Here is a 24,651-nt window from a genome sequence, read left to right on the forward strand (position 1 = left end):
TTTTATGATTTAACCTATACATCATTTATAAATGTAAAAAATACATTTATAAATGATGTAAATAAATATTTTTATTTTACTTTTGACTTTCATAATTCATAAAAAAATAATAAAATTAAAATACATATCACATTTTATATTCAATTCTACAATTGAATTATATGGTTTTAAGCATAGTTTAGTGTGATTTGTTTAAAAAAATAGTATAATTACACTCATAAAAAAGAATATATAATACAAGACAATAATCTCATTCATTTATATTAATTTCTAAAACACAAATTACTCATGAACCAGAACCTTGCTTTTGCTGATTACGCAGTATTTATTATTTATTTTATCGTGGTATCCACTTATGGATATACCGTTTATCGCAAACGTGAGAAAAACGAACATGATGCCAAAGCTTATTTTCTGGCTGAGGGAACATTGACATGGTGGGCTATTGGAGCTTCTTTAATTGCGTCTAATATTTCTGCTGAACAGTTTATTGGAATGAGTGGGGAGGGATTCTTTTTAGGAATTGCAGTTGCCGCTTATGAATGGATTGCTGCTATTGCTTTGATTATTGTGGCCGTTTGGTTTATTCCGGTTTATTTAAAAAATAAGATTTACACCATGCCTCAGTTTTTAAAAACAAGGTATAACGAATCAACGGCTTTAATTATGGCCGTGTTCTGGTTGTTTTTATATGTATTTGTAAATCTTACTTCTATTTTATATTTAGGTGCTGTTGCCATTAATGGATTAGCGGGTGGCGAATATTTACACGCTATTATGATTGGGCTTGCCGTTTTTGCTTTAGTGATCTCCTTAGGAGGTATGAAAGTGGTGGCCTATACAGATGTAATTCAAGTTGCTGTTTTAATTATCGGTGGATTGGTTACGTCATATATTGCTTTGACAACAGTTGGACAATATTTTGGTGTTGGAGAAAATGCAATTGCAGGATTTAAGGTATTAATGAGGGAAGCTCCGGAGCATTTCAAAATGATTATCCCGGAACCAACAGCGACTTCTTCTCAAAATGATATTAATAAGTATCTTACTTTTCCAGGAATGATGTCGTATTTGGCTGGTATCTGGATTATTAATCTTAATTATTGGGGTTGTAACCAATACATTACCCAGAGGGCTTTGGGTGCCGATTTACAAACGGCGCGTACCGGTATTTTGTTTGCAGGTATTTTGAAATTGTTAATGCCGCTTATTGTTATGTTGCCGGGAATTGCTGCTTATGTTTTATATGAAAACGGACATTTACCTCAATTAGTAGGTGGGAAAGATGGTGCGTATTCTGCAGTGTTAACATTTTTGCCAACAGGTTTAAAAGGATTGTCTGTAGCTGCTTTAACGGCTGCTATTGTTGCGTCATTAGCGGGAAAAGTGAATAGTATTTCTACTATTTATACTTTAGATGTGCATAAAAAATACATTCAAAAAGATGCGAGTGATCGAAGCCAAGTCAACATAGGGAGATATGCTGTTTTTGCAGCGATGCTTTTGGCTGTTGTGTTTACTTGGAATGATATTTTAGGAATTGGTGGTGTAGGTGGGTTTACTTATATCCAAAAATATACAGGGTTTATCAGTCCGGGGGTTTTTGCTATGTTTTTCCTTGGAATGTTCTGGAAAAGAACTACAGGCACTGCGGCGATAATAGGGGTGATTTCAGGTTTCTTGTTGTCGGTATTGTTTAACGAATTTGCGCCGGAATTATTTGGAAATGAAACCTTATTATACACTGCCTACACCAATGGAAAAGGCGGATATGAAATACCATTTCATATTTGTATGGGATTGTCATTTATGTTCACCATGCTAATTATGATTGCAGTGAGTTTTGCTGGACCAAAAGTGAATCCAAAGGCTTTTGAATTAGATACGCAAATGTTTAAGTTGAAACCTCAAACAACAGTATTAATCGTCTTTATTTTATTGATTATTTTTGCTTTGTACGCTAAGTTCTGGTAGTACTATAACAATTAGTTTCAGTAGACAGGAATAAAATTAGTGCCGTTTAGTTAAAGTCGGTTGGTAAATTACTAATAGAAAACATAATTAAACGGCATTTGATTTTAAATACATTTGAATTATGTTACAATAGAATTTGAAATCATTATTTATAAAAGAATCTCTGAAGCATTTAAAATAAATTCAATCGGGGTATGATATTTTTTTGTAACAGAATAAATATTTACGGATTTTCGTGAAGTTACATGTGTTTTATCTAAATCAGTTGCTTTGTCTTTATAGATTCCAATAAGTAATTGAAAAAATGCTGTTGATTGCTTATTTAGTAATAGGCAGATACAAAAAAAGCTTCCGTTGATTTCGGAAGCTTTTTTTGTATTTTAATAAATGTGTTATTAGTCTCTGTTAACCAATGCATCTTGTTTCCAGGTTTTTACTGAAGCAATTCTGCTGTTAGAATAATCTACTTCATTTAAATTGTTACCATTCCAAAAAAGCCATTTTCCAGTTTTTTCTCCATTTTCATAACTAGCAACAGATAGTTTGTTGCCATTTGTGTCATATGAAGTCCAAACTCCGTCCAGTTTTCCATTTTTGAAGAAACCTTCCTGTTGTACTTTTCCATTTTCAAAATAGTAAGTTGTTTTTACTAATTCACCTACAGCTTCTAGTTTTGGATTGTTTTCTTGAGCAAATGCTATTCCTGAGAAGAGTAATGCGGTTAAGATTATATATTTTTTCATGTCGTTTGGATTTTTAAATTCATATTAGCTTAACAAATATATAAAACATTTTACAATAAAAAAACTTAAAGTTAACAATTTAGTAACATTGGACTAAAATTTAACATTAAAAATAAAATTTTCCGTAAATATCTAATACTAAAAAATGGTATTTCTCAATTCATTATTCATAATTAGTCCTAAATTTGCACCCGAGCCTAAAAGGCGAAACAATCTAAAATCAGAATAATGTATAGAAGTCATAATTGTGGCGAGTTGAATGCCTCACATATTAATATAGAAGTTACACTTGCGGGATGGGTTCAAAAATCACGTGATAAGGGATTTATGAACTGGGTTGATTTACGGGATCGTTATGGAATTACGCAATTAATTTTCGACGAAGGGCGTTCAGAAAAATCAGTTTTTGAATTGGCTAAAACTCTTGGTCGTGAATTTGTAATTCAGGTAAAAGGAACTGTCATTGAGCGTGAAGCTAAAAATAAAAACATTGCAACTGGTGAGATAGAAATTTTAGTTACTCAGCTTACGATCCTTAATGCTTCGCTGACGCCTCCTTTTACTATTGAAGATGAAACGGATGGAGGAGAAGACATCAGAATGAAATACCGTTACCTTGACATTCGAAGAAATCCGGTGAAAAACAATTTGATGTTTCGTCATAAAGTAGCCATGGAAGTACGCAAGTATCTTTCGGATTTGGATTTTTGTGAAGTAGAAACGCCTTATTTGATTAAATCTACTCCCGAAGGCGCAAGAGATTTTGTTGTGCCTTCTCGAATGAATGAAGGGCAGTTTTACGCGTTGCCACAATCTCCTCAAACGTTCAAGCAATTGTTGATGGTGGGCGGAATGGATAAATATTTCCAAATCGTGAAGTGTTTCCGCGACGAAGATTTACGTGCGGATAGACAGCCGGAATTTACGCAAATTGATTGCGAAATGGCTTTTGTAGAACAAGAAGATATTTTGAATGTTTTCGAAGGATTGACAAGACATTTATTAAAAGAGATTAAAGGCATTGAAGTAGATAAATTTCCAAGAATTACTTACGAATATGCCATGAAAACCTATGGAAATGACAAGCCTGATATCCGTTTCGGAATGGAATTTGGCGAGTTAAATGAAGTGGCGAAACACAAAGAATTCCCGGTTTTCAACGCTGCCGAATTAGTTGTGGGAATTGCAGTTCCGGGAGTTGGAAATTATACCCGTAAAGAAATTGATGGACTAATTGACTGGGTAAAACGTCCTCAAGTGGGTGCAAGCGGAATGATTTATGTAAAATGCAACGAGGACGAAACCTATAAATCATCAGTAGATAAATTCTACGACCAAGATGATTTAACGCAATGGGCAAAAATCACCGGCGCAAAAGCTGGGGATATGATTTTTGTGCTTTCGGGACCAGCTGATAAAACACGTACACAATTAAGTGCGTTGCGTATGGAATTAGCGACGCGATTAGAATTGAGAAACCCAGCGGAATTTGCACCGCTTTGGGTGGTTGATTTTCCATTGTTAGAGTTTGACGAAGAAAGCGGTCGTTACCATGCCATGCACCATCCTTTTACGTCTCCTAAACCAGAAGATATGCATTTACTGGAAACCAATCCCGGAAAAGTACGTGCCAATGCGTATGATATGGTTTTGAATGGAAACGAAATTGGTGGAGGCTCAATTCGTATTCACGACAAAGCGACACAACAATTGATGTTTAAATATTTAGGTTTTACTGAAGAAGAGGCAAAAGCACAATTTGGATTCCTTATGGATGCTTTCCAGTTTGGAGCGCCACCACACGGGGGTTTGGCTTTTGGATTGGATAGATTAGTAGCAATTCTTGGTGGTCAGGAAACGATTCGGGACTTTATTGCTTTTCCAAAAAATAATTCAGGAAGAGATGTTATGATAGATGCGCCATCTGCAATAGATGAATCACAGTTAAAAGAGCTCCATATAAAATTGGCGAAGTTGTAGTTTATCGTTTAAACTTGTCAGAAAACGTTGAATATCAATATTTTTACAAAAAAAAAGATAAGAATGTCTTTCGTATTATAATAAATATTACATTTGCTCCATTATAAATTATTATTACTATTACAATGCGTACAGGTACAGTTAAATTTTTCAATGAATCTAAAGGTTACGGATTCATTACAGACGAAGAAACAGGAAAAGACATTTTTGTTCATGCATCAGGAATCAACGCGGAAGAATTACGCGAAGGTGACAGAGTTAGCTATGAAGAAGAAGAAGGAAGAAAAGGAAAAGTTGCTGCGAAAGTAGCAGTTATCTAAGCATAAAAAAATTAATTTTTTTTTGCCTACGAATGTTTAAAGACGTTCCGATTTATTTCGGAACGTTTTTTTTTTTAATTATTATTTAAAAATTATATCGTTTTCAAAATAAAAGAGCCTTCTTTTTTGGATATTTAAGTTTTATAAACGTTAAACACTTCACAAGATAAAAATCTTCCCTTATTTATAATTAATAAAAATTGTAAATTTACAACGTTGTAGTTGCTATCTATTTTTAAGTTTTAATTGTTATTTAATAATTTGAAAGTTATCTTTGTGACTTATTCTCATTCAAAAAATACCTAATATGCAATCCGATCAATTAAATTATATACCAATTTTAATGCAGTTCATCCTAGCTGTAGGATTTGTTGTAGGAACTATATTGATTTCTGGAAAACTAGGCCCTAAAAGATCCTCTGAATCCAAAGATAAAAATTTCGAATGTGGTATTGAATCTGTAGGTAATGCGAGAATTCCATTTTCAGTAAAATATTTTGTAGTTGCTATATTGTTTGTTTTGTTTGATGTTGAGGTAATTTTCTTGTACCCCTGGGCAGTCAATTTCAAGGAGTTAGGAATGGAAGGAATGATTAAAATGGTGATATTTATGCTTTTGCTTTTGGTAGGTTTTTTCTACATTATCAAAAAGAAAGCATTGGAGTGGGAATAAAGATTTATTTTAAATGTTTGATTCTAAATGGTAAATGATTTATCGCAATTTTAGTTCAAAGTTTATAATTCAAAATAATAAAAAATGAGCGATTCTAAAATAAATATGGTTGCCCCACCAGAAGGTGTTGTTGGTGAAGGTTTCTTTGCAACAAAACTGAATGATGTTGTAGGAATGGCTCGTGCCAATTCATTATGGCCATTGCCTTTCGCGACGTCTTGTTGTGGGATTGAATTTATGGCAACGATGGCTTCGCATTATGATTTGGCTCGATTTGGCTCTGAAAGAGTGAGTTTTTCTCCTCGTCAAGCGGACATGCTAATGGTCATGGGAACAATTTCTAAAAAAATGGCGCCAATTTTACGTCAGGTATACGAGCAAATGGCAGAGCCTCGTTGGGTAATCGCTGTTGGTGCTTGTGCTTGTTCCGGTGGGATTTTTGATACCTATTCTGTTTTGCAAGGGATTGATAAAGTAATTCCGGTCGATGTTTATGTTCCGGGTTGCCCACCAAGACCAGAGCAAATTGTTGATGGTGTTATGAAATTGCAGGAATTAGTGAGAAATGAATCCGTAAGAAGAAGAAGTTCTCCGGAATACCAAGAATTATTGGCTTCTTATAATATCAAATAAATAATGGCGCTAGAAACGATACAAATCCAAGAAAAATTAGTTGAAACATTTGATTCGGCTGTTTTTGAATTCAAGCAGGAAAAAGATATATTTTCATTTGAAGTCGCTGCCGATAAAATTACAGCGGTAATTCTTTTTTTGAAAAATGACCCAACATTGCGTTTTCATTTTTTAACAGACTTGTGTGGGATTCACTATCCTGACAATGATGTTGATCATCAATTTGCAGTAGTGTATCATTTGCACAATTGGTACGAAAACAAAAGAATTAAAATCAAAGCATATATCAGCGGTGAAAACCCAGAAATAAAAACAATATCAAACATTTTCTTGAGTTCGAATTGGATGGAAAGAGAAACGTATGATTTTTATGGGATCAATTTTATTGGTCATCCGCAATTGAAACGTATTTTGAATATGGATGAAATGATTTCTTTTCCAATGCGAAAAGAATTTCCAATGGAAGACAGCGGAAGAACGGATAAAGATGACCGTTTCTTTGGAAGAACAACCGACAATTATTAAACACACACAAACTATTATAATTTTTCACATTAAATAAATGTCAGAACTATTATTACCACCAGAGCATCGCTATGCTAAAAGAATAAAAGAACAACTAAACGAGGATGGAAGCGAGCTTTCGATCCTGAATTTAGGACCTACTCACCCAGCTACACACGGTATTTTTCAAAATATCTTGTTGATGGATGGGGAAAGAATTCTAGAAGCGGAACCAACCATTGGTTACATTCACAGGGCTTTCGAAAAAATCGCTGAAAACCGTCCTTTTTACCAAATCACGCCTCTTACTGATAGAATGAACTATTGTTCCTCGCCTATAAATAATATGGGTTGGTGGATGACATTAGAGAAATTATTGGATATTGAAGTTCCTAAAAGAGCACAATATTTAAGAGTAATTGTAATGGAATTGGCCAGAATCACGGATCATATCATCTGTAATTCAATTCTGGGTGTGGATACCGGAGCGTATACCGGATTTTTATATGTGTTCCAATTTAGAGAAAAAGTCTATGAAATCTACGAAGAAATTTGTGGTGCTCGTTTGACTACTAATATGGGAAGAATTGGTGGTTTCGAAAGAGATTGGTCGCCAGAAGCTTTTAGAAAATTAGATGTGTTTTTAGAAGAATTTCCAGCAGCTTGGAAAGAATTTGAAAACTTATTCGAAAGAAATAGAATTTTTATTGACAGAACGGTAAACGTTGGTGCTATTACGGCTGAACAAGCTATGGCGTACGGATTTACAGGTCCAAATTTGCGTGCTGCAGGTGTTGATTATGATGTTCGTGTGGCGCAACCCTATTCTTCTTACGAAGATTTTGATTTTATTATTCCTGTTGGAAAATCAGGTGATACGTACGATCGTTTTTGTGTTCGTAATGCCGAAGTTTGGGAAAGTTTGAGCATTATTCGTCAGGCATTGGCAAAAATGCCGGAAGGAAATGACTTTCATGCTGATGTTCCAGATTATTACCTTCCTCCAAAAGAAGATGTTTATTCCAGTATGGAATCGTTGATTTACCATTTCAAAATTGTAATGGGTGAAGTTCCTGTTCCAGTTGCCGAGATATACCATCCTGTTGAAGGTGGAAATGGAGAACTAGGTTTTTATTTAGTTACTGACGGAAGCAGAACACCGTATAGATTGCATTTCCGTAGACCTTGCTTCATTTACTATCAAGCGTATCCAGAAATGATTAAAGGGGCATTATTATCGGACGCAATTGTTATTTTGTCAAGTTTAAATGTTATTGCCGGAGAATTAGACGCATAAAAGATATCAGATTGTTGATTAACGATTTTAGATTTCAGATTTAAAAAAAATGGAAAGAACTTATCACAAACAAGAAATAAACATGACTGCAGCATTGATGACTCGTATCAATGAATTGATAAGTCATTATCCTGAAGACAAAAGAAAATCAGCTTTGTTGCCTGTTTTACATGAAGTTCAAGATGCTCATGAAAATTGGTTGAGTATTGAATTAATGGACAAAGTTGCTGAAATTCTTTTAATCAAGCCAATCGAGGTTTACGAAGTAGTATCGTTTTATACGATGTACAACCAAAAACCAATTGGGAAATACATGTTCGAATTTTGTCAAACTTCACCGTGTTGTTTGAATGGAGCAGAGAATCTAATGGATTACACGTGTGAAAAATTAGGAATTAATCTTGGCGAAACAACTGAAGATGGAAACTTTACAGTAGTTGGGGTTGAATGTTTGGGTGCTTGTGGTTATGCTCCCATGATGCAATTAGGCGATTTTTACAAAGAACATTTAAACGAAGAAAAAATCGACCAGTTAATTGCAGATTGCAAAGACAATAAAATAGTTTTACACGATAAATAATATGTCACAAAAAATATTATTAGATAAAATAAACGTTCCGGGAATTAAAACCTATGAGGTTTATCGTCAGAACGGAGGTTACGCTTCTGTTGAAAAAGCATTAAAAACCTTAACGCCAGATGATGTGGTCGAAGAAGTGAAAACTTCTGGATTACGTGGTCGTGGTGGAGCGGGTTTCCCTGCCGGAATGAAATGGAGTTTTATTGATAAAAAATCAGGAAAACCAAGGCATTTAGTTTGTAATGCAGATGAATCTGAGCCTGGAACTTTCAAAGACCGTTATTTGATGGAATTTATTCCTCATTTATTAATTGAAGGAATGATTACTTCTAGTTATGCTTTGGGCGCAAACCTTTCGTATATCTACATTCGTGGAGAATACATGTGGGTGTATAAAATATTAGAAAGAGCCATTAACGAAGCAAAAGCTGCTGGATTTTTGGGTAAAAATATATTGGGTTCAGGATACGATCTAGAACTTTATGTTCATTGTGGTGCCGGAGCTTACATTTGTGGTGAGGAAACTGCGTTGATTGAATCGTTGGAAGGAAAAAGAGGAAATCCTCGCATCAAACCGCCATTTCCTGCTATTTCAGGACTTTGGGCAAATCCAACGGTTGTAAATAACGTAGAGACGATCGCCGCAGTGCCTTGGATTGTTAATAATTCAGGCGCGGAATATGCCAAAATTGGTATTGGGCGTTCTACAGGAACCAAATTAATTTCGGCTTCAGGGCATATCAAAAACCCAGGGGTTTACGAAATTGAAATGGGTTTAAGTGTTTATGAATTCATGAATTCGGATGAATATTTAGGCGGAATGAGTTCGGATAGACCTTTAAAAGCATTTGTACCGGGAGGAAGTTCTGTTCCCGTTTTACCTGCTCATTTAATTTACAAAACTGCCGCTGGCGAAGATCGTTTGATGTCATACGAATCGTTAAGTGATGGTGGATTTGCAACTGGTTCTATGTTAGGATCAGGTGGATTTATTGTTTATAATGATACGTCTTGCATTGTTCGTAATACTTGGAATTTCTCTCGTTTTTACCACCATGAAAGTTGTGGTCAATGTTCTCCTTGTCGTGAAGGAACAGGCTGGATGGAAAAAGTATTGCACCGAATAGAAAATGGTCACGGTCGGGAAGAAGATATTGATTTGCTGTTGAGCATTCAAAGCAAAATTGAAGGAAACACTATTTGTCCATTGGGTGATGCAGCAGCTTGGCCAGTGGCAGCAGCAATTCGTCACTTTAGAGACGAGTTTGAATACCACATTCGTTTCCCGGAAAAAATAAAAAATAGAGATCATTTTGTTGCTGAACCTTTTAATAGTCTCAATGTCTTAAAGTCGAAAGTCATAACGTAAAGAAAGAATGGGAAAATTTAAATCGTTTGAAGAAATTAATTCTTGGCAAAAATCTAGATTATTTAATAAAAGGATTTATGAAATAACAGAGAATACAATTTTTAAAAAAGATTTTGATTTCGTTAGACAAATTAGAAGAGCATCAATTTCAATTTCTTCAAATATTGCTGAAGGTTTTGAAAGGAATACAGATAAAGAGTTTGTTTATTTTTTATATGTATCAAAAGCATCAGCTGCCGAAGTAAGGTCGCAATTATATTTAGCATTAGATTTAAACTATATTTCAAAGATAGAATTCGATGAATTATATTTAAATGTTTCGGATATATCAAAATTATTAAGTGGATTTATAAAATATTTAAATGATAGTCAAAAGAAATAAAGTCGAAATGTATTCGGCATTAAGACATTTGACTTTAAGACGTTAAGACTTTAAACATGAAAGTAACCATAGACGGTCAAAGCATAGAAGTAGAACCAGGAACAACAATCCTGCAGGCAGCACGTATGATAGGTGGAGAAGTTGTTCCGCCAGCAATGTGCTATTATTCTAAACTAAAAGGGAGCGGTGGAAAATGCCGTTGTTGTTTAGTGGAAGTTGCCAAAGGAAGTGAAGCTGATCCAAGACCAATGCCTAAATTAATGGCATCTTGTGTCACTGGTTGTATGGACGGAATGGAAGTGAACAGTAAATCTTCGCCAAGAGTAACCGAAGCCAGAAAATCAGTAACGGAGTTTTTATTGATTAATCACCCTCTAGATTGTCCGGTTTGTGATCAAGCAGGAGAATGTGATTTGCAAAATTTAAGCTTTGAGCACGGGAAATCAGAAACTCGTTTTATCGAAGAAAAAAGAACTTTTGAACCCGAAAATATAGGTCCAAATATTCAATTGCACATGAACCGTTGTATTCTATGTTACCGTTGTGTAATGGTAGCGGATCAATTGACTGACGATCGTGTACATGGAGTAATGGATAGAGGCGATCATTCGAATATCTCGACTTGTATCTCAAAAGCGGTTGATAATGAGTTTTCTGGAAATATGATTGACGTGTGTCCTGTAGGTGCTTTAACAGACAAAACGTTTCGATTTAAATCTAGAGTTTGGTTCAGTAAACCTTATGATGCACACAGAGATTGCCCTACTTGTTCTGGAAAAACTACCGTTTGGATGTTTGGTGACGAAATCCAACGTGTTACTGGAAGAAAAGATGAGTATCATGAAGTTGACGAATTTATTTGTAATGGTTGTCGTTTTGACCACAAAGATATTGCCGATTGGACTATTGAAGGACCGAGAGCATTTGAAAAAGATTCGGTGATCAACCAAAACAAATACAACAGAAAATTACAAAAAGTGGAAATCGCTACCGAAGATCATATCCTTTTAGGTAGAGAAGAAGACCGCAAGAAAATAAGCATGGCCGAAATTCCATTGACCGAAGAAGACATTATTAATCAAAAAAGCTTGGGTAATAATGGATAGTACTATTATCATAGAAAAAAGTGTCATTATTGTTGCAGTTTTTGCTTTGACAATGTTGATGGCAATGTATTCCACTTGGGCAGAACGTAAAGTGGCCGCTTGGCTTCAAGATCGTGTTGGACCAAACAGAGCCGGTCCTTTTGGATTGTTACAACCGCTTGCTGATGGTTTAAAATTATTCTCGAAAGAAGAATTTGAGCCAAACACTCCGAACCGATTTTTGTTTTTTGTAGGTCCGGCAATTGCTATGAGTACCGCTTTAATGACAAGTGCCGTAATTCCTTGGGGAGACAGACTGCATTTGTTTGGAAGAGATATTTTATTGCAGGCTACAGATTTAAATATTGGATTGTTATACTTTTTTGGCGTTGTTTCAGTAGGTGTATACGGAATCATGATTGGGGGTTGGGCGTCTAATAATAAGTTCTCATTAATTGGTGCCGTAAGAGCTGCTTCGCAAATGGTATCGTATGAAATTGCCATGGGATTGTCCATAATTGCATTATTGATGATGACCGGAACGTTGAGTTTAAGAGAGATCTCTGAACAGCAAGCAGGAATGAATTGGAATGTGTTTTACCAACCGTTGTCTTTTATTATATTTTTAATTTGTGCTTTTGCAGAATCAAACAGAACTCCTTTTGACTTAGCGGAATGCGAAACAGAACTTATTGGAGGATACCATACGGAATATTCATCGATGAAAATGGGTTTTTATTTATTTGCTGAATATGCGAATATGTTTATCTCCTCTACGATTTTAGCAGTTTTATTCTTTGGAGGCTATAATTATCCTGGAATGAGTTGGGTTGTTGAAAATTGGGGGGTAAATATTGCGAATGTTTTAGGATTTGGCGCTTTGTTTATCAAGTTATGTGGATTCATCTTTTTCTATATGTGGGTTCGTTGGACTATTCCAAGATTCAGATACGATCAATTGATGCATTTGGGTTGGAGGATATTAATCCCATTGGCGATTATTAATATCATAGTCACCGGAATTGTAATTTTGAGAGCAGAAATTGCTACTTATTTAGGATTTTAAGATTTAAGATTAGATGGGATAAGAAAAAACTTAAGGTTCCACAATTTGCGACACCTTGATAAAATAAAAATACGGATGCAATTTGTGGCCAGTTAAAAAGGTTATATAAGGGGTTGCATTTTGCAACCCCTTCAGAAATGGATTAAAAAATTAGTCGATTTTAAATAAGCGATCTTTTATGGATGAGATTATTATACCGAACGAAATAATAACTAATAAGATCTATTTTATTAGAGGTGCAAAAGTGATGCTAGACAGAGATTTGGCAGAACTTTATAACGTTGAAACCAAAAGAATAAACGAACAAGTTAAAAGAAACGCATCGAGATTTCCTGAGCATTTTATGTTTCAATTAACCGAAAGTGAATTTGAAATCTTGAAGTCGCAAATTGCGACTTCAAATTGGGGAGGAGTTCGAAAATTGCCTCATGCCTTTACAGAACATGGAATATTGCAATTGTCTAATGTTGTAAAAAGTGAAAGAGCCACTCAGATGAGCATTAAAATAATAGAGATATTTGTAAGTTTGCGGGAGTTTATAAACAACAATCTAAGTGTAAAATTAGAAATCGAAGAAATAAAAAAGAAGTTGACGAATCACGATAAAAATATTGAATTGGTTTTTACTTATTTGGATGAATTGATGGAAAAACAAGACAATAAAATAGAAAGGAATAAAATTGGTTACAAAAATTAGAATTTAAAAAATAAACATTAATAATACCGAAATGCCCTAGCCCTGATAGTAGCGGCATCCTTTTATTTTTTTCTTTAAAAAAATAAAAAATATAGCGAATAGCAGGATTAAGCTTCAAATAAAAATAAAAAATGTCAATAGAAAGTATATCCTTATCGGGAAGAAAAAAGCTGGTCTCTAACAAGGAGATGACTTTTTGGGAAAGAATGTATCTTATTGCGATTGTCAAAGGTTTGATAATTACAATTCAGCATTTATTCACTAGAAAAGTAACGATTCAATATCCGGAGCAAGTACGTGAAAGGAGCCCTGTTTACCGAGGTCAACATCAATTGAAAAGGGATGAACAAGGTCGTGAAAACTGTACGGCTTGCGGTTTATGTGCGCTATCCTGTCCTGCTGAAGCCATTACGATGAAAGCGGAGGAGCGAAGAGCAGATGAAAAACATTTGTACAGAGAAGAAAAATATGCGTCGATATATGAGATCAATATGTTGCGTTGTATTTTCTGTGGTTTGTGTGAAGAGGCTTGTCCAAAAGACGCTATTTACCTGACGACTTCTAAAGTATTGGTTCCTTCTAGTTATGAAAGAGAAGATTTTATTTTTGGAAAAGACAAATTGGTCATGCCTTTAGATATCGCAATCAACAATGCTCAACTTAAAAACGCTAACTAATGTCTACAGTACTTATTATATTTTGTGTATTATCAGCTATAACGTTGTCAACTGCATTTTTGACAATTTTCAGTAAAAATCCAATACACAGTGCTATTTATTTAGTGATTTGTTTCTTTACGATTGCAGGTCATTATCTATTATTAAACGCACAATTCTTGGCAATAGTTCACATTATCGTGTATTCTGGAGCGATTATGATTTTGTTTTTATTCACGATCATGCTTATGAATTTGAATGAGCAACGGGAGGTTTACAGACCCAGGATTACAAGACTGGGTGCAATTGTTTCTTTCTGTTTGATCTGTTTGGTTTTGATAACCATATTTATAAACTCAAAACCCATTGTTGGAGAATACACTTCGACTGGTGAAGATTATCAATCTATAAAAGTATTGGGTAAGATTCTCCTAAATGAATATATGGTTCCGTTTGAATTTGCTTCTATATTACTATTGGTCGCTATGATTGGAACGGTGTTATTGTCTAAAAAAGAAAAATTGCAAAAATAAGATGAACAATATTTTAAACCACATCGGTATTGAAAATTATATATTCCTGAGCGTAATACTTTTTTGTATTGGCGTTTTTGGAGTGTTATACAGACGGAATGCTATAATCGTATTTATGTCAATTGAAATTATGCTGAATGCAGTAAACTTATTGTTTGTAGCATTTTCAACCTATCATCAAGATGCGCAAGGACAAGTTTTTGTGTTCTTCTCGATGGCTGTTGCTGCGGCAGAAGTTGCGGTAGGATTGGCGATTCTAGTTTCTATTTTTAGAAATTTAGGTTCAATTACTATCGATAATTTAAAAAACTTAAAAGGATAAATGGAAATGAATACCAATATAGCTTTAGTTTTAGTTCTCGCTCCTTTTTTAGGATTTTTAATCAATGTTTTCTTTGGTAAAAGCCTTGGAAAATCCCTTTCAGGAATAATAGGAACGCTTTCAGTTGTGGTTTCTTTTATTGCGACTGCTTATTTCTTCGGCGGAATTGCCGCGCAACCAGAAGGAATTTATATTTCGCTTTTTGATTGGATTGAAATCAGTACTTTTAAAGTCGATTTCGGATTTCAATTGGACCAATTGTCAGTTTTATGGCTGCTTTTTGTAACCGGAATTGGATCTTTAATTCATTTGTACTCGATCAGTTACATGCACGATGATGAAAATATGCACAAGTTTTTTGCCTATTTGAACCTTTTTATATTCTTCATGATAACCTTGGTAATAGGAAGCAACTTATTAGTAATGTTCATCGGCTGGGAAGGCGTAGGTCTTTGTTCGTATTTGTTGATTGGATTTTGGCACAAAAACCAAGAGTTCAATGACGCAGCAAAGAAAGCATTCATCATGAACCGTATTGGTGATTTAGGATTGCTAGTTGGAATTTTCATTCTTGGAAATTTATTCTCCACTTTAGATTACGCAACTTTAAAAACGGCTATCGCCGGTGCAACCGATCTAAATATGTATTGGCTTTCTATTGCTGCTTTCGCTTTATTCATTGGAGCTTGTGGTAAATCAGCACAAATTCCATTGTATACTTGGTTACCGGATGCTATGGCAGGACCGACACCAGTTTCGGCGTTGATTCACGCCGCTACGATGGTAACTGCAGGAATTTTTATGATTACCAGATTGAATTTCTTGTTTGATTTGACTCCGGATGTACAATCGATAATTGCAATAATTGGAGCCGTTACTGCTTTAGTTGCTGCCACCATTGGTTTGGTTCAAAATGATATCAAAAAAGTTTTGGCGTATTCCACTGTTTCACAATTGGGATTAATGTTTTTGGCTTTAGGTTTAGGCGCTTATGAAGTGGCTGTTTTCCACGTAATCACTCACGCTTTTTTCAAAGCTTGTTTGTTCTTAGGTTCAGGTTCTGTAATTCACGCTTTACACGGAGAACAAGATATGCGTAAAATGGGTGGCTTGAAAAAAGCGATGCCAATTACTTTTGCAACGATGTTGATTGCTTCTTTGGCGATTTCTGGAGTTCCATTATTCTCCGGTTTTTTCTCAAAAGATGAAATTTTATTAGTGGCGTTTCATCATAATATTCCGTTATGGGTTGTGGCTTCGGTTGCTTCTATAATGACTGCTTTCTATATGTTCCGTTTGATGTTTTTAACGTTCTTCCAAGAATTTAGAGGGACAGCAGAACAAAAAGACCATTTGCATGAAAGTCCTTCTTTGATTACCATTCCTTTGATTGTTTTAGCAATTTTGGCAACTATCGGTGGGTTAATCAGTTTGCCAGGAAATAGTTGGTTGAATAACTATTTGACTCCTATTTTACCAAAATTAGCAACTGCAGAACATCATTTAGGCACTACTGAATATATCTTGATGGCCATTGCCGTTGTAGGTGGATTAGTAGGAATTGGTATTGCTTACGCCAAATACATCAAACAAAATACAGTTCCTACAGAAGATGCTGCCATTACAGGATTTTCTAAAGTGCTTTACAATAAATATTATGTTGACGAATTTTATGACGCTATTTTTATTAAACCGATTAATTTCTTGTCTCGTTTTTTCATAGACACTGTGGAAACTGGTTTGTCAGCTTTAGTTTTTGGATTCGGAAAAGTTACCAACGAAATAAGTTACCAAGGAAAGAAAATACAAAATGGAAGCATTGGTCTTTATCTTTTTGTTTTCGTATTAGGGCTTTGTGCCATTGTTTCTTATTTATTTTTAGCTCAATAATTTTTTACTATGAATGTATCTCTAATATTAATTATACTTTTGGTTGGTGCGTTTGCAACGTTTCTTGCAGGCGATAAACTGGCTTCAAAAGTGGCTTTGTTCTTTGGATTAGCTGCTGCAGGCGCTTCTATTGTATTATTAAATCACTATAATTTAGGTGAAAATATCAGTTTCATTAACCAGTGGATCACGCAACTTAATATTTCTTTTGCTCTAAAAGCGGACGGATTATCGATGGCGATGCTTTTATTGACCACAGTTTTGACTCCAATAATTATATTTTCCTCTTTTGGGAATGACTATAAAAATTCAAAATCATTTTATGCGTTAATCTTGTTTATGTCGTTTGCAATGGCAGGAACATTCTTAGCATCAGACGGTCTTTTGTATTACATTTTCTGGGAATTATCATTGATTCCAATTTACTTCATCGCATTAATATGGGGTAACGGAGACACAGAAGAACGCAAAAAAGCGGTAGTTAAATTCTTTATCTATACGCTTGCCGGTTCATTATTTATGCTGGTTGCTTTTGTTTATATGTACCAACAAGCGGGTAGTCTTTTATTGGAAGATTTATACAAATTAAATTTATCGGCAACCGAACAATTGTGGATATTTTTGGCTTTCTTCTTGGCGTATGCCATTAAGATTCCATTGATTCCTTTCCACACTTGGCAGGCTAATGTATACCAAAAAGCTCCAACTGTAGGAACGATGCTTTTATCGGGTATTATGCTAAAAATGGGATTGTACAGTGTTATCCGCTGGCAATTGCCATTGGCGCCATTGGCAGCCAAAGAATACATGTACATTTTTATTGGACTTGGACTTGCAGGTGTAATTTACGGTTCAATTGTAGCTTTGAGACAAAAAGACTTGAAGAAATTATTAGCATATTCTTCTTTGGCTCACGTTGGATTAATAGCTGCGGGAACTTACACTTTGACATTAGACGGATTGCGTGGTGCGGTTTTACAAATGGTTGCACACGGATTTGTAGTTGTGGGATTGTTTTATGCAGCTGAAATTATCTTTAAAAGATATGAAACCAGAGCCATTTCAGAAATGGGTGGTATTCGTTCGCAAACACCAAAGTTCACTTCGATGTTTTTGATTTTGGTATTGGCATCTGTTGCTTTGCCAACTACCTTTAATTTTATTGGAGAATTCACCGTTTTATACAGTCTTTCACAAATCAATATTTGGTTTGCCATTTTAGGAGGAACAACCATAATTTTAGGAGCGTATTATATGTTGAAAATGTTTCAACATGCGATGTTGGGTGAAACCAATTCAAAAGTTTTTGCTGATGTAACAGTCAATGAAGGAATAACGTTGGTATTAATAATTGGTGTTTTATTCTTTTTTGGGATGTATCCAAAGCCAATTACTGATTTGATTACCCCAAGTCTGGAAGAAATTCTTAAAGTTATACATAGAAATTAGGATTTAGGATTTGAGAATTAGGATTTTTGTTGGATGAGTTAACAGGAATAATTTAACCATGACTAAAGAACAATTAAAAAATAGGACGAAGCAATTTGCATTGGATGTTTTTAAATTTTTAATGAGGTTAAATAAAACGAAAGCTGTCGATGTAGTTTCATACCAGCTTTTTAAATCATCTTCATCTGTTGCTGCTAATTATAGAGCAGTTTGTAGAGGTAAATCGACTGCTGATTTTTTAAATAAATTAAAAGTAGTAGATGAAGAAGCTGATGAAAGTTTATTTTGGTTGGAGTTTATAAAAGGATTAGAAATAGAATGTGATAAAGTTGAGCTTGAAAAATTAATAAAAGAAGCTGATGAATTGGTAGCAATCTTCTCAGCAGGGATAAGAACAATAAAAGAAAAAAATAATATAAAAAATTAGGTTTCAGATATAAAGAATTAGTTGGTTTTTAAATCCTAATTCGTAAATCCTAAATCAAACAATCAAAAAATGAATACATTAATAGCTATAATAGGATTAGGTGTTTTATGCCTTTTATTTGAAATATTTAATTTAAGGAAAGCCATTGTTCCAATAACAATCATTGGATTATTGGGAGTGCTGGGTTTAAGTATATCTGAATTTAATTTAACGGAGAGTTACTATAACAACATGATTGTTGTCAGTAAATTTTCGACTACATTTTCTAGTTTGTTTATTGTGCTTACCATTTTCTTGGTGGCTTTAGGACATAACTTTTACGAAAATCATCAATCTAAAATTTCTGATTTTATTGCTATAAAAATATTTTTATTGGCAGGAGCGGTAGCGATGGTTTCTTTTGGAAACTTAGCAATGTTCTTTTTAGGAATCGAAGTATTATCCATTGCCCTATATATTCTTGCAGCAAGTGATCGTATGAATTTAAAAAGTAACGAAGCAGGAATGAAGTATTTCTTAATGGGATCTTTTGCTTCTGGAATAATTCTTTTTGGGATCTGTTTGATTTATGGAGCTATGGGAAGTTTTGATGTTACTGAAATTAGCGAATTATCACAATCAGCTGAATTGCCAATTTGGTTTCCAATAGGAATTGTATTGGTAACAATTGGAATGTTGTTTAAAGTGGCTGCTGTACCTTTTCATTTCTGGGCACCGGATGTTTATGAAGGTTCTCCAGCGTTGACAACGGCATTGATGAGTACTTTAGCCAAAGTAGTTGCGATGGCGACTTTGTACAAATTATTATCAGTAATGAATGCCGATATTTCTGAATCATTCAAAACTATTGTGGTTGTGATTGCTATGGCTTCGATGACCGTTGGTAATATTATGGCCTTGAGACAAACGAATGTAAAACGTATGTTGGCTTTCTCCGGGATTTCACACGCTGGTTTTATGTTGATGACTTTATTGAGTCTGTCTACATCAGCAGGAAGTTTATTGTATTATGCCTCAGCGTATTCTTTGTCCGGAATCGCTGCTTTTAGTGTGATTTTGTACGTTTGTAAAAATAGAGATAATGAAGATGTCGTGAATTTTCATGGTTTAGGAAAAACAAATCCGTTGTTAGCAGCCATTCTTACAGCCGCCTTGCTTTCTATGGCTGGTATTCCAATTTTTGCCGGATTCTTTGCCAAGTTGGTTTTGTTCAATCAAACGATTCAGGCAGGTTATTTGGCTTTAGTAATCGTAGCGGTGGTGAATTCTATTATAAGTGTAGGATACTACTTCAAATTGATTTTAGCGATGTATACGAAAGAACCAAACGAAGAACGAAAAGCAACTCCAGTTATTATTTACGCCGTTGCCGTTATAGCGATTGTTTTGAATATCGCATTAGGGTTGTTCCCTTCATTTGTGTTGGATTTATTGGCATAAACGAAATCTTTAAAAATATACAGAAAACCATCAAGAGTAATTTTGATGGTTTTTTTGATTCCAAAGGTTTTCTGTTTTCTTTATTGTAATAAGTATTTACTATGCGGCTATCTATAATAAAGTTCGAAAACTCAATAAGCTCAAAACTGAATTGATTAAATTTGTATACACAAATGATTTAATCGTTTACTAAATTTAAGAAAATGGGAAATACATTAAAAATACAAATCTGGTCGGATATTATGTGTCCGTATTGTTATATAGGAAAAAGAAGAATAGAAAGTGCTTTACAAAATTTCGAACATAAAGATTCGGTTGAAATTGAATGGAAAAGCTTCCAGTTAGACGCTAGTTTTATAGCGTCTTCGGATGACAATATGGTAGAGCATTTAGCAGAAAAATATAGAAAAGATACAGATTGGGCTCAAAATATGCTGGACAGTATGACCGAAAATGCTAAAAATTCAGGATTGGATTTTCATTTTGAGAAATCTATTTTAGCCAATTCATTGAATGCACATCGCTTGTTGCATTTGGCTAAAAAACATAATTTGGCCAATGACTTAGAAGAATTATTGTTTAAAGCGTATTTAACCGACGGTAAGAATGTTAATGATTTGAATACCTTAAAAGCTTTGGGACTGGAAGTAGGACTCGCCGCTGAAGTTATTGATGAAGTGTTACATTCTGATGCTTACACAAATGAAGTGCAACAGGATATTAAGGAGGCGCAATCCATAGGTGTTCAAGGGGTTCCTTTTTTCGTTTTCGATAATAAATATGCAGTTTCGGGTGCGCAACACGTTGAAACATTTGTGAATACATTGGAAAAAGTATGGGAAGAAGGTAAATTTGATTCAAAAATAACGGTATTAAATGCCACCGATGGTGACAGTTGCGGAATCGATGGTTGTGATTAAAACGAAAATTACTTTATTTTTAATTAAAAAAAATGAAGTTAAAGCGGTGTCTTTAGCAATAAACAGATAAATTTACTTTAAAATATTTATTTCAAACCATTAAGAAATTAAGTTTCGTGTAGCGTTAAATCTAAATGAAATTTAATTTCTTAATGGTTTAATTACAATGCGAAACATTTGCAGTAGTGCTTAATTGTTAGCAGCAGTGAAAATCAGTAATTATGAGTAAAAGTACAAAAGTAATCCGTTGGGGAATATTGGGATGTGGTGATGTTACCGAACTAAAAAGTGGTCCTGCATACCAGAAAACGGATGGGTTTGAAGTGGTAGCAGTAATGCGACGAGATGCTGATAAAGCCGCTGATTATGCTAAAAGACACGGAATAAGTACGTATTACACCAATGCGGATGATTTGATTAATGATCCTGGAATTGATGCGATTTATATTGCAACACCTCCGGATGTTCATAAATTTTACGGACTTAAGGTCGCTGAAGCCGGAAAAATTTGTTGTATCGAAAAGCCTTTGGCTCCAAATTATCAAGATAGTTTGGCAATTTATACTGCTTTTGCAGTAAAAAAAATTCCTTTGTTTGTTGCTTATTACCGCCGTACATTACCTCGTTTTGAACAGATAAAAACGTGGCTTGATACCAATAGCATTGGTGAAATCAGGCACATAAGATGGCATTTGAGCAAACCGGCAAATGCTAAAGATATATCTGAAGATTACAATTGGCGGACTGATGCAGTTATTGCAACAGGCGGTTATTTTGATGATTTAGCTAGTCATGGATTGGATTTATTCATTCACCTTTTGGGAAATATAAAACAAGTTTCAGGGATCAGTCTTAATCAGCAGGGATTGTATTCCGCTAAAGATGCTGCAACTGCTTGCTGGTTGCATGAGTCTGGAATTACGGGTACTGGAAGTTGGAACTTTGGGTGCTATGGACGCGAAGATAAAGTAGACATTTATGGAAGCAAAGGAAAAATAACGTTTTCTATATTTGAAAATGATCCTGTAGTGCTTTCTAACGAACAAGGGCAAACGGAATTATTCATTGACCATCCTGAAAATATTCAGTTGTATCATGTGCAGCACATGCGAGAAGCCCTTTTGGGGAATAGCAAACATCCTTCAACAGGTTTGACAGGAGCCCATACGAGCTGGGTTATGGATCAGATTATTGGAAATGTTTAGTGTTGTTCCGACTTCTTACAGCAAAAAAAGAGGCCGTCCGATAAAGACAGCCTCATAATTACTACAATTTATTTAATCACGATTTAGTAGCAACTGTTTCGCTAAATGTTTTACCATTATACGTTATCTCAAACGTGTATTTACCGTTTTGAGTGCTACTCAAGTCAAATATTTTACCAACATAAAGGTCGGCAGTCAACGTTTCATTATGCACTTCAGTTTGATCTGAGTTGTAAATGGCAATAGTAACAGGAGCTTTTTCTAAGTTTAAAATATTCACGGTAACAATTCCGTTTTTGTTTACCAAAACCGGTTTGTACACTTCAGAAATAGCATCAGCAGATAATTTTGCTTTGTTGCCCACTACCTCAATTTTATACTTTGAAATTTTAAGGTCGCTTTCTGCTTTCAAGAAGTAGATTCCGTCTGGCAAAGCAGCCAAATCGTATGTTCTGTTGATGTTGTCTTCAGAAGTTACTTTTTCCTGATAGATTAAACCATCGTTGATGTCATAAATGGATAAATCAATTTCCTTAGTCTCTTTCAAACTAAAACGTACCGTTTTTCCTTCTTCTTTTATTAGATCCAGTGAGAAATCTGCGTTTTCTGCATGTGCTTGTACGGCAGTCAATACTACTGTGGCTAACACTAAACTAAATTTTAAAATCTTTTTCATATTTGTAAACTTTTAGATTTATAATGATCTTTATCAGAGGCTAAATTACTGTAACCTATTCATTATGAGTAGTGCTCAATTTTCTAATTTGTGTGCTATTTTACCTTTTACGAAATCGATTAAGGTTAAAAAAGTTAATTGAGTATCTATTTTTGGTAAATTTGTGGGAATTCTAAATACGGATCTGTATGAAAATTATACCGCCAGCTTTTGAAATTATAGCACCTTCTTTCGGGAGTTCTTTTTATTTTTCGAAATATGTCGAAAACGCTAACAGCAAAGCGCACTTGTGGCATTATCATCCTGAAATTGAACTTGTTTTTGTTAATGGAGGTTCGGGAAAACGCCAAATTGGAAGTCACATTTCGTATTATACCGATGGGGATTTGATTCTCATAGGAAGTAATCTGCCGCATTGTGGGTTTACCAATGAAGAAACCGGAAACAAAAACGAAACGGTGATCCAAATGAAACCGGATTTCTTGGGGAATGGATTTTTTGATATTTCCGAGATGACGAATATTCGGAGTCTTTTTAGCCAAGCCAAAGCCGGAATTGCTTTTCACGGTGAAACCAAAAAAAATATCGGGAAGAAAATAGAGTCGATGGAACAACAGTCGCAGTTTGAACGATTGTTAACGATGTTGAGTATTTTGAATGAATTGGAATCATCCAAAGAAGCCACTGTTTTAAATGCCGATGGATTTTCGATGGAAATGCAAATGCAGGATAATGACCGCATCAACGCTGTTTTTAATTACGTAAAAGATAATTTCCAGGAGCATATTACGCTGGAAGAAGTATCGGAATTGGTAAGTATGACAGAACCTTCTTTTTGCAGGTATTTTAAAAAGATAACTAACAAAACTTTTACCAAATTTGTGAATGAGTATCGCTTGGTTCACGCCTCGAAACTACTGGCTGAAAAACCCATCAGCATCACCGAAATATGTTTTGAAAGTGGGTTCAATAATTTTAGTTATTTCAATAAATCGTTTAAAGAATTCACGGGCAAAAGCGCTTCGCAATACCGCCAGGAACTGAAATCAGTGTTAAAATAAATGTTGTAAAAAAATTTTAGGTAGTACTTTCAAAAAAAATTCCCGCTGATACGAGTACCAGCAGGAATTTTAAACAAACCATTTATATAACTAACTAACTATCTTCTGTCTATTCTGATGGCTACGTCTCCAGATACTCTAGTGTCCTCGATTTTAGTTTTCGTACCATTTGTTCTGTAATAGTAGGAATCATCATCATTCGAGTTTTGGTTGTTCCCATAATCGTTGTTCCAGTTGTTGTTTTGGCTGTATTCATAACCTCTGCCACCTTTTACAGATCCAACAACATCAACAATTTGACCACGACGGTTGTAGATAATTTCTAAACCACCCACTCGTTCCAAAGCATAACGGTTGTAGGTCATGTAAACGGAACCCACTCGTTTAACTCTGTCATTTGAGTCATAGTTGATCATCACATTTCCAATACGTCTTATCCTGCCCATGTTATCGTGTTCTACTTTTACACCATAATTTCCGTTTCGAACATTTGCTGGTGCACCATAGGTTTTATTCATGCCATTTTTTTTGCCTGTTTTATAATACATGCCGCCAGTTGAACCGGTTGAAGGGCGTGTATTAAAATCAAATTGTCCGTCAGGGAATATGAAGAACTCAATTCCTCTTTCTGTGAACACAATTGGGTCGGCGTCTCTAAAATCTACTGGAGATCTTCTTTCTACAGAAAAATCGATTTTCTCTGCTGCGTTTGCTACATTACCTCCAAAAACGAAGATACTAGCTACTAAAAGGGTAATTTTTTTCATGA

26 protein-coding genes are annotated in these 24,651 nt (G+C 34.8%); 23 read left to right on the plus strand and 3 right to left on the minus strand.

The features are described from left to right. The first annotated feature begins 288 nt into the window (after positions 1-288). A complete protein-coding gene (locus ACNQGD_RS05405; protein ID WP_417993010.1) occupies positions 289-1,974 on the plus strand; it encodes a sodium/sugar symporter in 1,686 nt (561 codons plus the stop codon). A gap of 395 nt (positions 1,975-2,369) precedes the next feature. Here the strand turns inward: ACNQGD_RS05405 and ACNQGD_RS05410 are convergent, their stop codons facing one another. Continuing rightward, on the minus strand, positions 2,370-2,717 hold the full coding sequence (locus ACNQGD_RS05410; protein ID WP_417995579.1) for a toxin-antitoxin system YwqK family antitoxin: 348 nt from the start codon (positions 2,715-2,717) through the stop codon (positions 2,370-2,372). Positions 2,718-2,945: 228 nt separating this feature from the next. Between ACNQGD_RS05410 and aspS the strand changes: the two genes are divergently transcribed. The 21 genes from aspS (at position 2,946) to ACNQGD_RS05515 (ending at position 22,145) form a co-directional block, all read left to right on the plus strand. Further along, positions 2,946-4,697 (plus strand): aspartate--tRNA ligase, encoded by a 1,752-nt coding sequence (aspS, locus tag ACNQGD_RS05415; RefSeq protein ID WP_417998570.1) that lies wholly within the window; start codon positions 2,946-2,948, stop codon positions 4,695-4,697. Positions 4,698-4,822: 125 nt separating this feature from the next. After that, a complete protein-coding gene (locus tag ACNQGD_RS05420; RefSeq protein ID WP_007137066.1) occupies positions 4,823-5,017 on the plus strand; it encodes a cold-shock protein in 195 nt (64 codons plus the stop codon). Between the two features lie 307 nt (positions 5,018-5,324). Further along, positions 5,325-5,690 (plus strand): NADH-quinone oxidoreductase subunit A, encoded by a 366-nt coding sequence (locus tag ACNQGD_RS05425; protein ID WP_417998571.1) that lies wholly within the window; start codon positions 5,325-5,327, stop codon positions 5,688-5,690. An 84-nt stretch (positions 5,691-5,774) separates the two neighbouring features. Continuing rightward, positions 5,775-6,323, plus strand: a complete 549-nt coding sequence (locus tag ACNQGD_RS05430; protein WP_417993006.1) for an NADH-quinone oxidoreductase subunit B — start codon at positions 5,775-5,777, stop codon at positions 6,321-6,323. Between the two features lie 3 nt (positions 6,324-6,326). Next, positions 6,327-6,848, plus strand: a complete 522-nt coding sequence (locus tag ACNQGD_RS05435; RefSeq protein WP_417998572.1) for an NADH-quinone oxidoreductase subunit C — start codon at positions 6,327-6,329, stop codon at positions 6,846-6,848. Between the two features lie 37 nt (positions 6,849-6,885). After that, complete coding sequence (locus ACNQGD_RS05440; RefSeq protein WP_417998573.1) at positions 6,886-8,124, plus strand: NADH-quinone oxidoreductase subunit D; 1,239 nt, start codon at positions 6,886-6,888, stop codon at positions 8,122-8,124. Between the two features lie 49 nt (positions 8,125-8,173). Next, a complete protein-coding gene (locus ACNQGD_RS05445) occupies positions 8,174-8,704 on the plus strand; it encodes an NADH-quinone oxidoreductase subunit NuoE family protein (protein WP_417998574.1) in 531 nt (176 codons plus the stop codon). A gap of 1 nt (position 8,705) precedes the next feature. After that, positions 8,706-10,073 (plus strand): NADH-quinone oxidoreductase subunit NuoF, encoded by a 1,368-nt coding sequence (gene nuoF / locus ACNQGD_RS05450; protein ID WP_417998575.1) that lies wholly within the window; start codon positions 8,706-8,708, stop codon positions 10,071-10,073. 7 nt (positions 10,074-10,080) lie between these two features. Further along, on the plus strand, positions 10,081-10,455 hold the full coding sequence (locus tag ACNQGD_RS05455; RefSeq protein WP_417998576.1) for a four helix bundle protein: 375 nt from the start codon (positions 10,081-10,083) through the stop codon (positions 10,453-10,455). Positions 10,456-10,511: 56 nt separating this feature from the next. Further along, a complete protein-coding gene (locus tag ACNQGD_RS05460) occupies positions 10,512-11,561 on the plus strand; it encodes an NADH-quinone oxidoreductase subunit G (protein ID WP_417998577.1) in 1,050 nt (349 codons plus the stop codon). Next, complete coding sequence (gene nuoH, locus ACNQGD_RS05465; RefSeq protein ID WP_417998578.1) at positions 11,554-12,606, plus strand: NADH-quinone oxidoreductase subunit NuoH; 1,053 nt, start codon at positions 11,554-11,556, stop codon at positions 12,604-12,606. Before ACNQGD_RS05460 ends, nuoH begins: the two co-directional genes overlap by 8 nt. Before the next feature lie 178 nt (positions 12,607-12,784). Further along, on the plus strand, positions 12,785-13,303 hold the full coding sequence (locus ACNQGD_RS05470) for an ORF6N domain-containing protein (RefSeq protein ID WP_417998579.1): 519 nt from the start codon (positions 12,785-12,787) through the stop codon (positions 13,301-13,303). 131 nt (positions 13,304-13,434) lie between these two features. After that, a complete protein-coding gene (locus ACNQGD_RS05475) occupies positions 13,435-13,980 on the plus strand; it encodes a NuoI/complex I 23 kDa subunit family protein (RefSeq protein ID WP_417995572.1) in 546 nt (181 codons plus the stop codon). Beyond that, the gene (locus tag ACNQGD_RS05480; RefSeq protein ID WP_417992998.1) at positions 13,980-14,492 is read left to right on the plus strand and encodes an NADH-quinone oxidoreductase subunit J family protein; all 513 of its coding nucleotides are present in this window, start codon (positions 13,980-13,982) and stop codon (positions 14,490-14,492) included. The genes ACNQGD_RS05475 and ACNQGD_RS05480 overlap by 1 nt, the downstream gene beginning before the upstream one ends. Position 14,493: 1 nt before the next feature. Continuing rightward, positions 14,494-14,814, plus strand: a complete 321-nt coding sequence (nuoK, locus tag ACNQGD_RS05485; RefSeq protein WP_066079401.1) for an NADH-quinone oxidoreductase subunit NuoK — start codon at positions 14,494-14,496, stop codon at positions 14,812-14,814. Positions 14,815-14,820: 6 nt separating this feature from the next. Further along, positions 14,821-16,704 carry an NADH-quinone oxidoreductase subunit L gene (gene nuoL / locus ACNQGD_RS05490; protein ID WP_417998580.1) on the plus strand — a complete coding sequence of 628 codons (1,884 nt, stop codon included), beginning with the start codon at positions 14,821-14,823 and terminating at the stop codon, positions 16,702-16,704. 9 nt (positions 16,705-16,713) lie between these two features. Beyond that, positions 16,714-18,153, plus strand: coding sequence for a complex I subunit 4 family protein (locus ACNQGD_RS05495; RefSeq protein ID WP_417998581.1), 1,440 nt, complete (start codon positions 16,714-16,716; stop codon positions 18,151-18,153). A 58-nt stretch (positions 18,154-18,211) separates the two neighbouring features. Next, positions 18,212-18,580 carry a four helix bundle protein gene (locus ACNQGD_RS05500; RefSeq protein ID WP_417995569.1) on the plus strand — a complete coding sequence of 123 codons (369 nt, stop codon included), beginning with the start codon at positions 18,212-18,214 and terminating at the stop codon, positions 18,578-18,580. 69 nt (positions 18,581-18,649) lie between these two features. Continuing rightward, complete coding sequence (locus ACNQGD_RS05505) at positions 18,650-20,020, plus strand: NADH-quinone oxidoreductase subunit N (protein ID WP_417998582.1); 1,371 nt, start codon at positions 18,650-18,652, stop codon at positions 20,018-20,020. A gap of 203 nt (positions 20,021-20,223) precedes the next feature. Beyond that, a complete protein-coding gene (locus ACNQGD_RS05510) occupies positions 20,224-20,940 on the plus strand; it encodes a DsbA family oxidoreductase (protein ID WP_417998583.1) in 717 nt (238 codons plus the stop codon). 221 nt (positions 20,941-21,161) lie between these two features. Beyond that, the gene (locus tag ACNQGD_RS05515; RefSeq protein ID WP_417998584.1) at positions 21,162-22,145 is read left to right on the plus strand and encodes a Gfo/Idh/MocA family protein; all 984 of its coding nucleotides are present in this window, start codon (positions 21,162-21,164) and stop codon (positions 22,143-22,145) included. 76 nt (positions 22,146-22,221) lie between these two features. On the opposite strand, the gene ACNQGD_RS05520 is transcribed toward ACNQGD_RS05515, so the two are convergent. Then, a complete protein-coding gene (locus tag ACNQGD_RS05520; RefSeq protein ID WP_417998585.1) occupies positions 22,222-22,821 on the minus strand; it encodes a T9SS type A sorting domain-containing protein in 600 nt (199 codons plus the stop codon). A gap of 188 nt (positions 22,822-23,009) precedes the next feature. On the opposite strand from ACNQGD_RS05520, the gene ACNQGD_RS05525 reads away from it, so the two are divergent. After that, entirely contained in the window at positions 23,010-23,882 is an 873-nt protein-coding gene (locus ACNQGD_RS05525; protein ID WP_417998586.1) for an AraC family transcriptional regulator, read from the plus strand. Between the two features lie 98 nt (positions 23,883-23,980). Here the strand turns inward: ACNQGD_RS05525 and ACNQGD_RS05530 are convergent, their stop codons facing one another. Next, entirely contained in the window at positions 23,981-24,649 is a 669-nt protein-coding gene (locus ACNQGD_RS05530) for a hypothetical protein (protein ID WP_417998587.1), read from the minus strand. Positions 24,650-24,651: the final 2 nt, after the last annotated feature.

The organism is Flavobacterium glucosi (assembly GCF_048286535.1).
Classification (GTDB): Bacteria; Bacteroidota; Bacteroidia; order Flavobacteriales; family Flavobacteriaceae; genus Flavobacterium.

Excerpts from the sequence above, each read along its gene's own strand:
- ACNQGD_RS05405 (WP_417993010.1), top strand. The coding sequence starts at position 289 with ATGAACCAGAACCTTGCTTTTGCTGATTACGCAGTATTTATTATTTAT.
- ACNQGD_RS05410 (WP_417995579.1), bottom strand. The coding sequence starts at position 2,717 with ATGAAAAAATATATAATCTTAACCGCATTACTCTTCTCAGGAATAGCA.
- aspS (WP_417998570.1), top strand. The coding sequence starts at position 2,946 with ATGTATAGAAGTCATAATTGTGGCGAGTTGAATGCCTCACATATTAAT.
- ACNQGD_RS05420 (WP_007137066.1), top strand. The coding sequence starts at position 4,823 with ATGCGTACAGGTACAGTTAAATTTTTCAATGAATCTAAAGGTTACGGA.
- ACNQGD_RS05425 (WP_417998571.1), top strand. The coding sequence starts at position 5,325 with ATGCAATCCGATCAATTAAATTATATACCAATTTTAATGCAGTTCATC.
- ACNQGD_RS05430 (WP_417993006.1), top strand. The coding sequence starts at position 5,775 with ATGAGCGATTCTAAAATAAATATGGTTGCCCCACCAGAAGGTGTTGTT.
- ACNQGD_RS05435 (WP_417998572.1), top strand. The coding sequence starts at position 6,327 with ATGGCGCTAGAAACGATACAAATCCAAGAAAAATTAGTTGAAACATTT.
- ACNQGD_RS05440 (WP_417998573.1), top strand. The coding sequence starts at position 6,886 with ATGTCAGAACTATTATTACCACCAGAGCATCGCTATGCTAAAAGAATA.
- ACNQGD_RS05445 (WP_417998574.1), top strand. The coding sequence starts at position 8,174 with ATGGAAAGAACTTATCACAAACAAGAAATAAACATGACTGCAGCATTG.
- nuoF (WP_417998575.1), top strand. The coding sequence starts at position 8,706 with ATGTCACAAAAAATATTATTAGATAAAATAAACGTTCCGGGAATTAAA.
- ACNQGD_RS05455 (WP_417998576.1), top strand. The coding sequence starts at position 10,081 with ATGGGAAAATTTAAATCGTTTGAAGAAATTAATTCTTGGCAAAAATCT.
- ACNQGD_RS05460 (WP_417998577.1), top strand. The coding sequence starts at position 10,512 with ATGAAAGTAACCATAGACGGTCAAAGCATAGAAGTAGAACCAGGAACA.
- nuoH (WP_417998578.1), top strand. The coding sequence starts at position 11,554 with ATGGATAGTACTATTATCATAGAAAAAAGTGTCATTATTGTTGCAGTT.
- ACNQGD_RS05470 (WP_417998579.1), top strand. The coding sequence starts at position 12,785 with ATGGATGAGATTATTATACCGAACGAAATAATAACTAATAAGATCTAT.
- ACNQGD_RS05475 (WP_417995572.1), top strand. The coding sequence starts at position 13,435 with ATGTCAATAGAAAGTATATCCTTATCGGGAAGAAAAAAGCTGGTCTCT.
- ACNQGD_RS05480 (WP_417992998.1), top strand. The coding sequence starts at position 13,980 with ATGTCTACAGTACTTATTATATTTTGTGTATTATCAGCTATAACGTTG.
- nuoK (WP_066079401.1), top strand. The coding sequence starts at position 14,494 with ATGAACAATATTTTAAACCACATCGGTATTGAAAATTATATATTCCTG.
- nuoL (WP_417998580.1), top strand. The coding sequence starts at position 14,821 with ATGAATACCAATATAGCTTTAGTTTTAGTTCTCGCTCCTTTTTTAGGA.
- ACNQGD_RS05495 (WP_417998581.1), top strand. The coding sequence starts at position 16,714 with ATGAATGTATCTCTAATATTAATTATACTTTTGGTTGGTGCGTTTGCA.
- ACNQGD_RS05500 (WP_417995569.1), top strand. The coding sequence starts at position 18,212 with ATGACTAAAGAACAATTAAAAAATAGGACGAAGCAATTTGCATTGGAT.
- ACNQGD_RS05505 (WP_417998582.1), top strand. The coding sequence starts at position 18,650 with ATGAATACATTAATAGCTATAATAGGATTAGGTGTTTTATGCCTTTTA.
- ACNQGD_RS05510 (WP_417998583.1), top strand. The coding sequence starts at position 20,224 with ATGGGAAATACATTAAAAATACAAATCTGGTCGGATATTATGTGTCCG.
- ACNQGD_RS05515 (WP_417998584.1), top strand. The coding sequence starts at position 21,162 with ATGAGTAAAAGTACAAAAGTAATCCGTTGGGGAATATTGGGATGTGGT.
- ACNQGD_RS05520 (WP_417998585.1), bottom strand. The coding sequence starts at position 22,821 with ATGAAAAAGATTTTAAAATTTAGTTTAGTGTTAGCCACAGTAGTATTG.
- ACNQGD_RS05525 (WP_417998586.1), top strand. The coding sequence starts at position 23,010 with ATGAAAATTATACCGCCAGCTTTTGAAATTATAGCACCTTCTTTCGGG.
- ACNQGD_RS05530 (WP_417998587.1), bottom strand. The coding sequence starts at position 24,649 with ATGAAAAAAATTACCCTTTTAGTAGCTAGTATCTTCGTTTTTGGAGGT.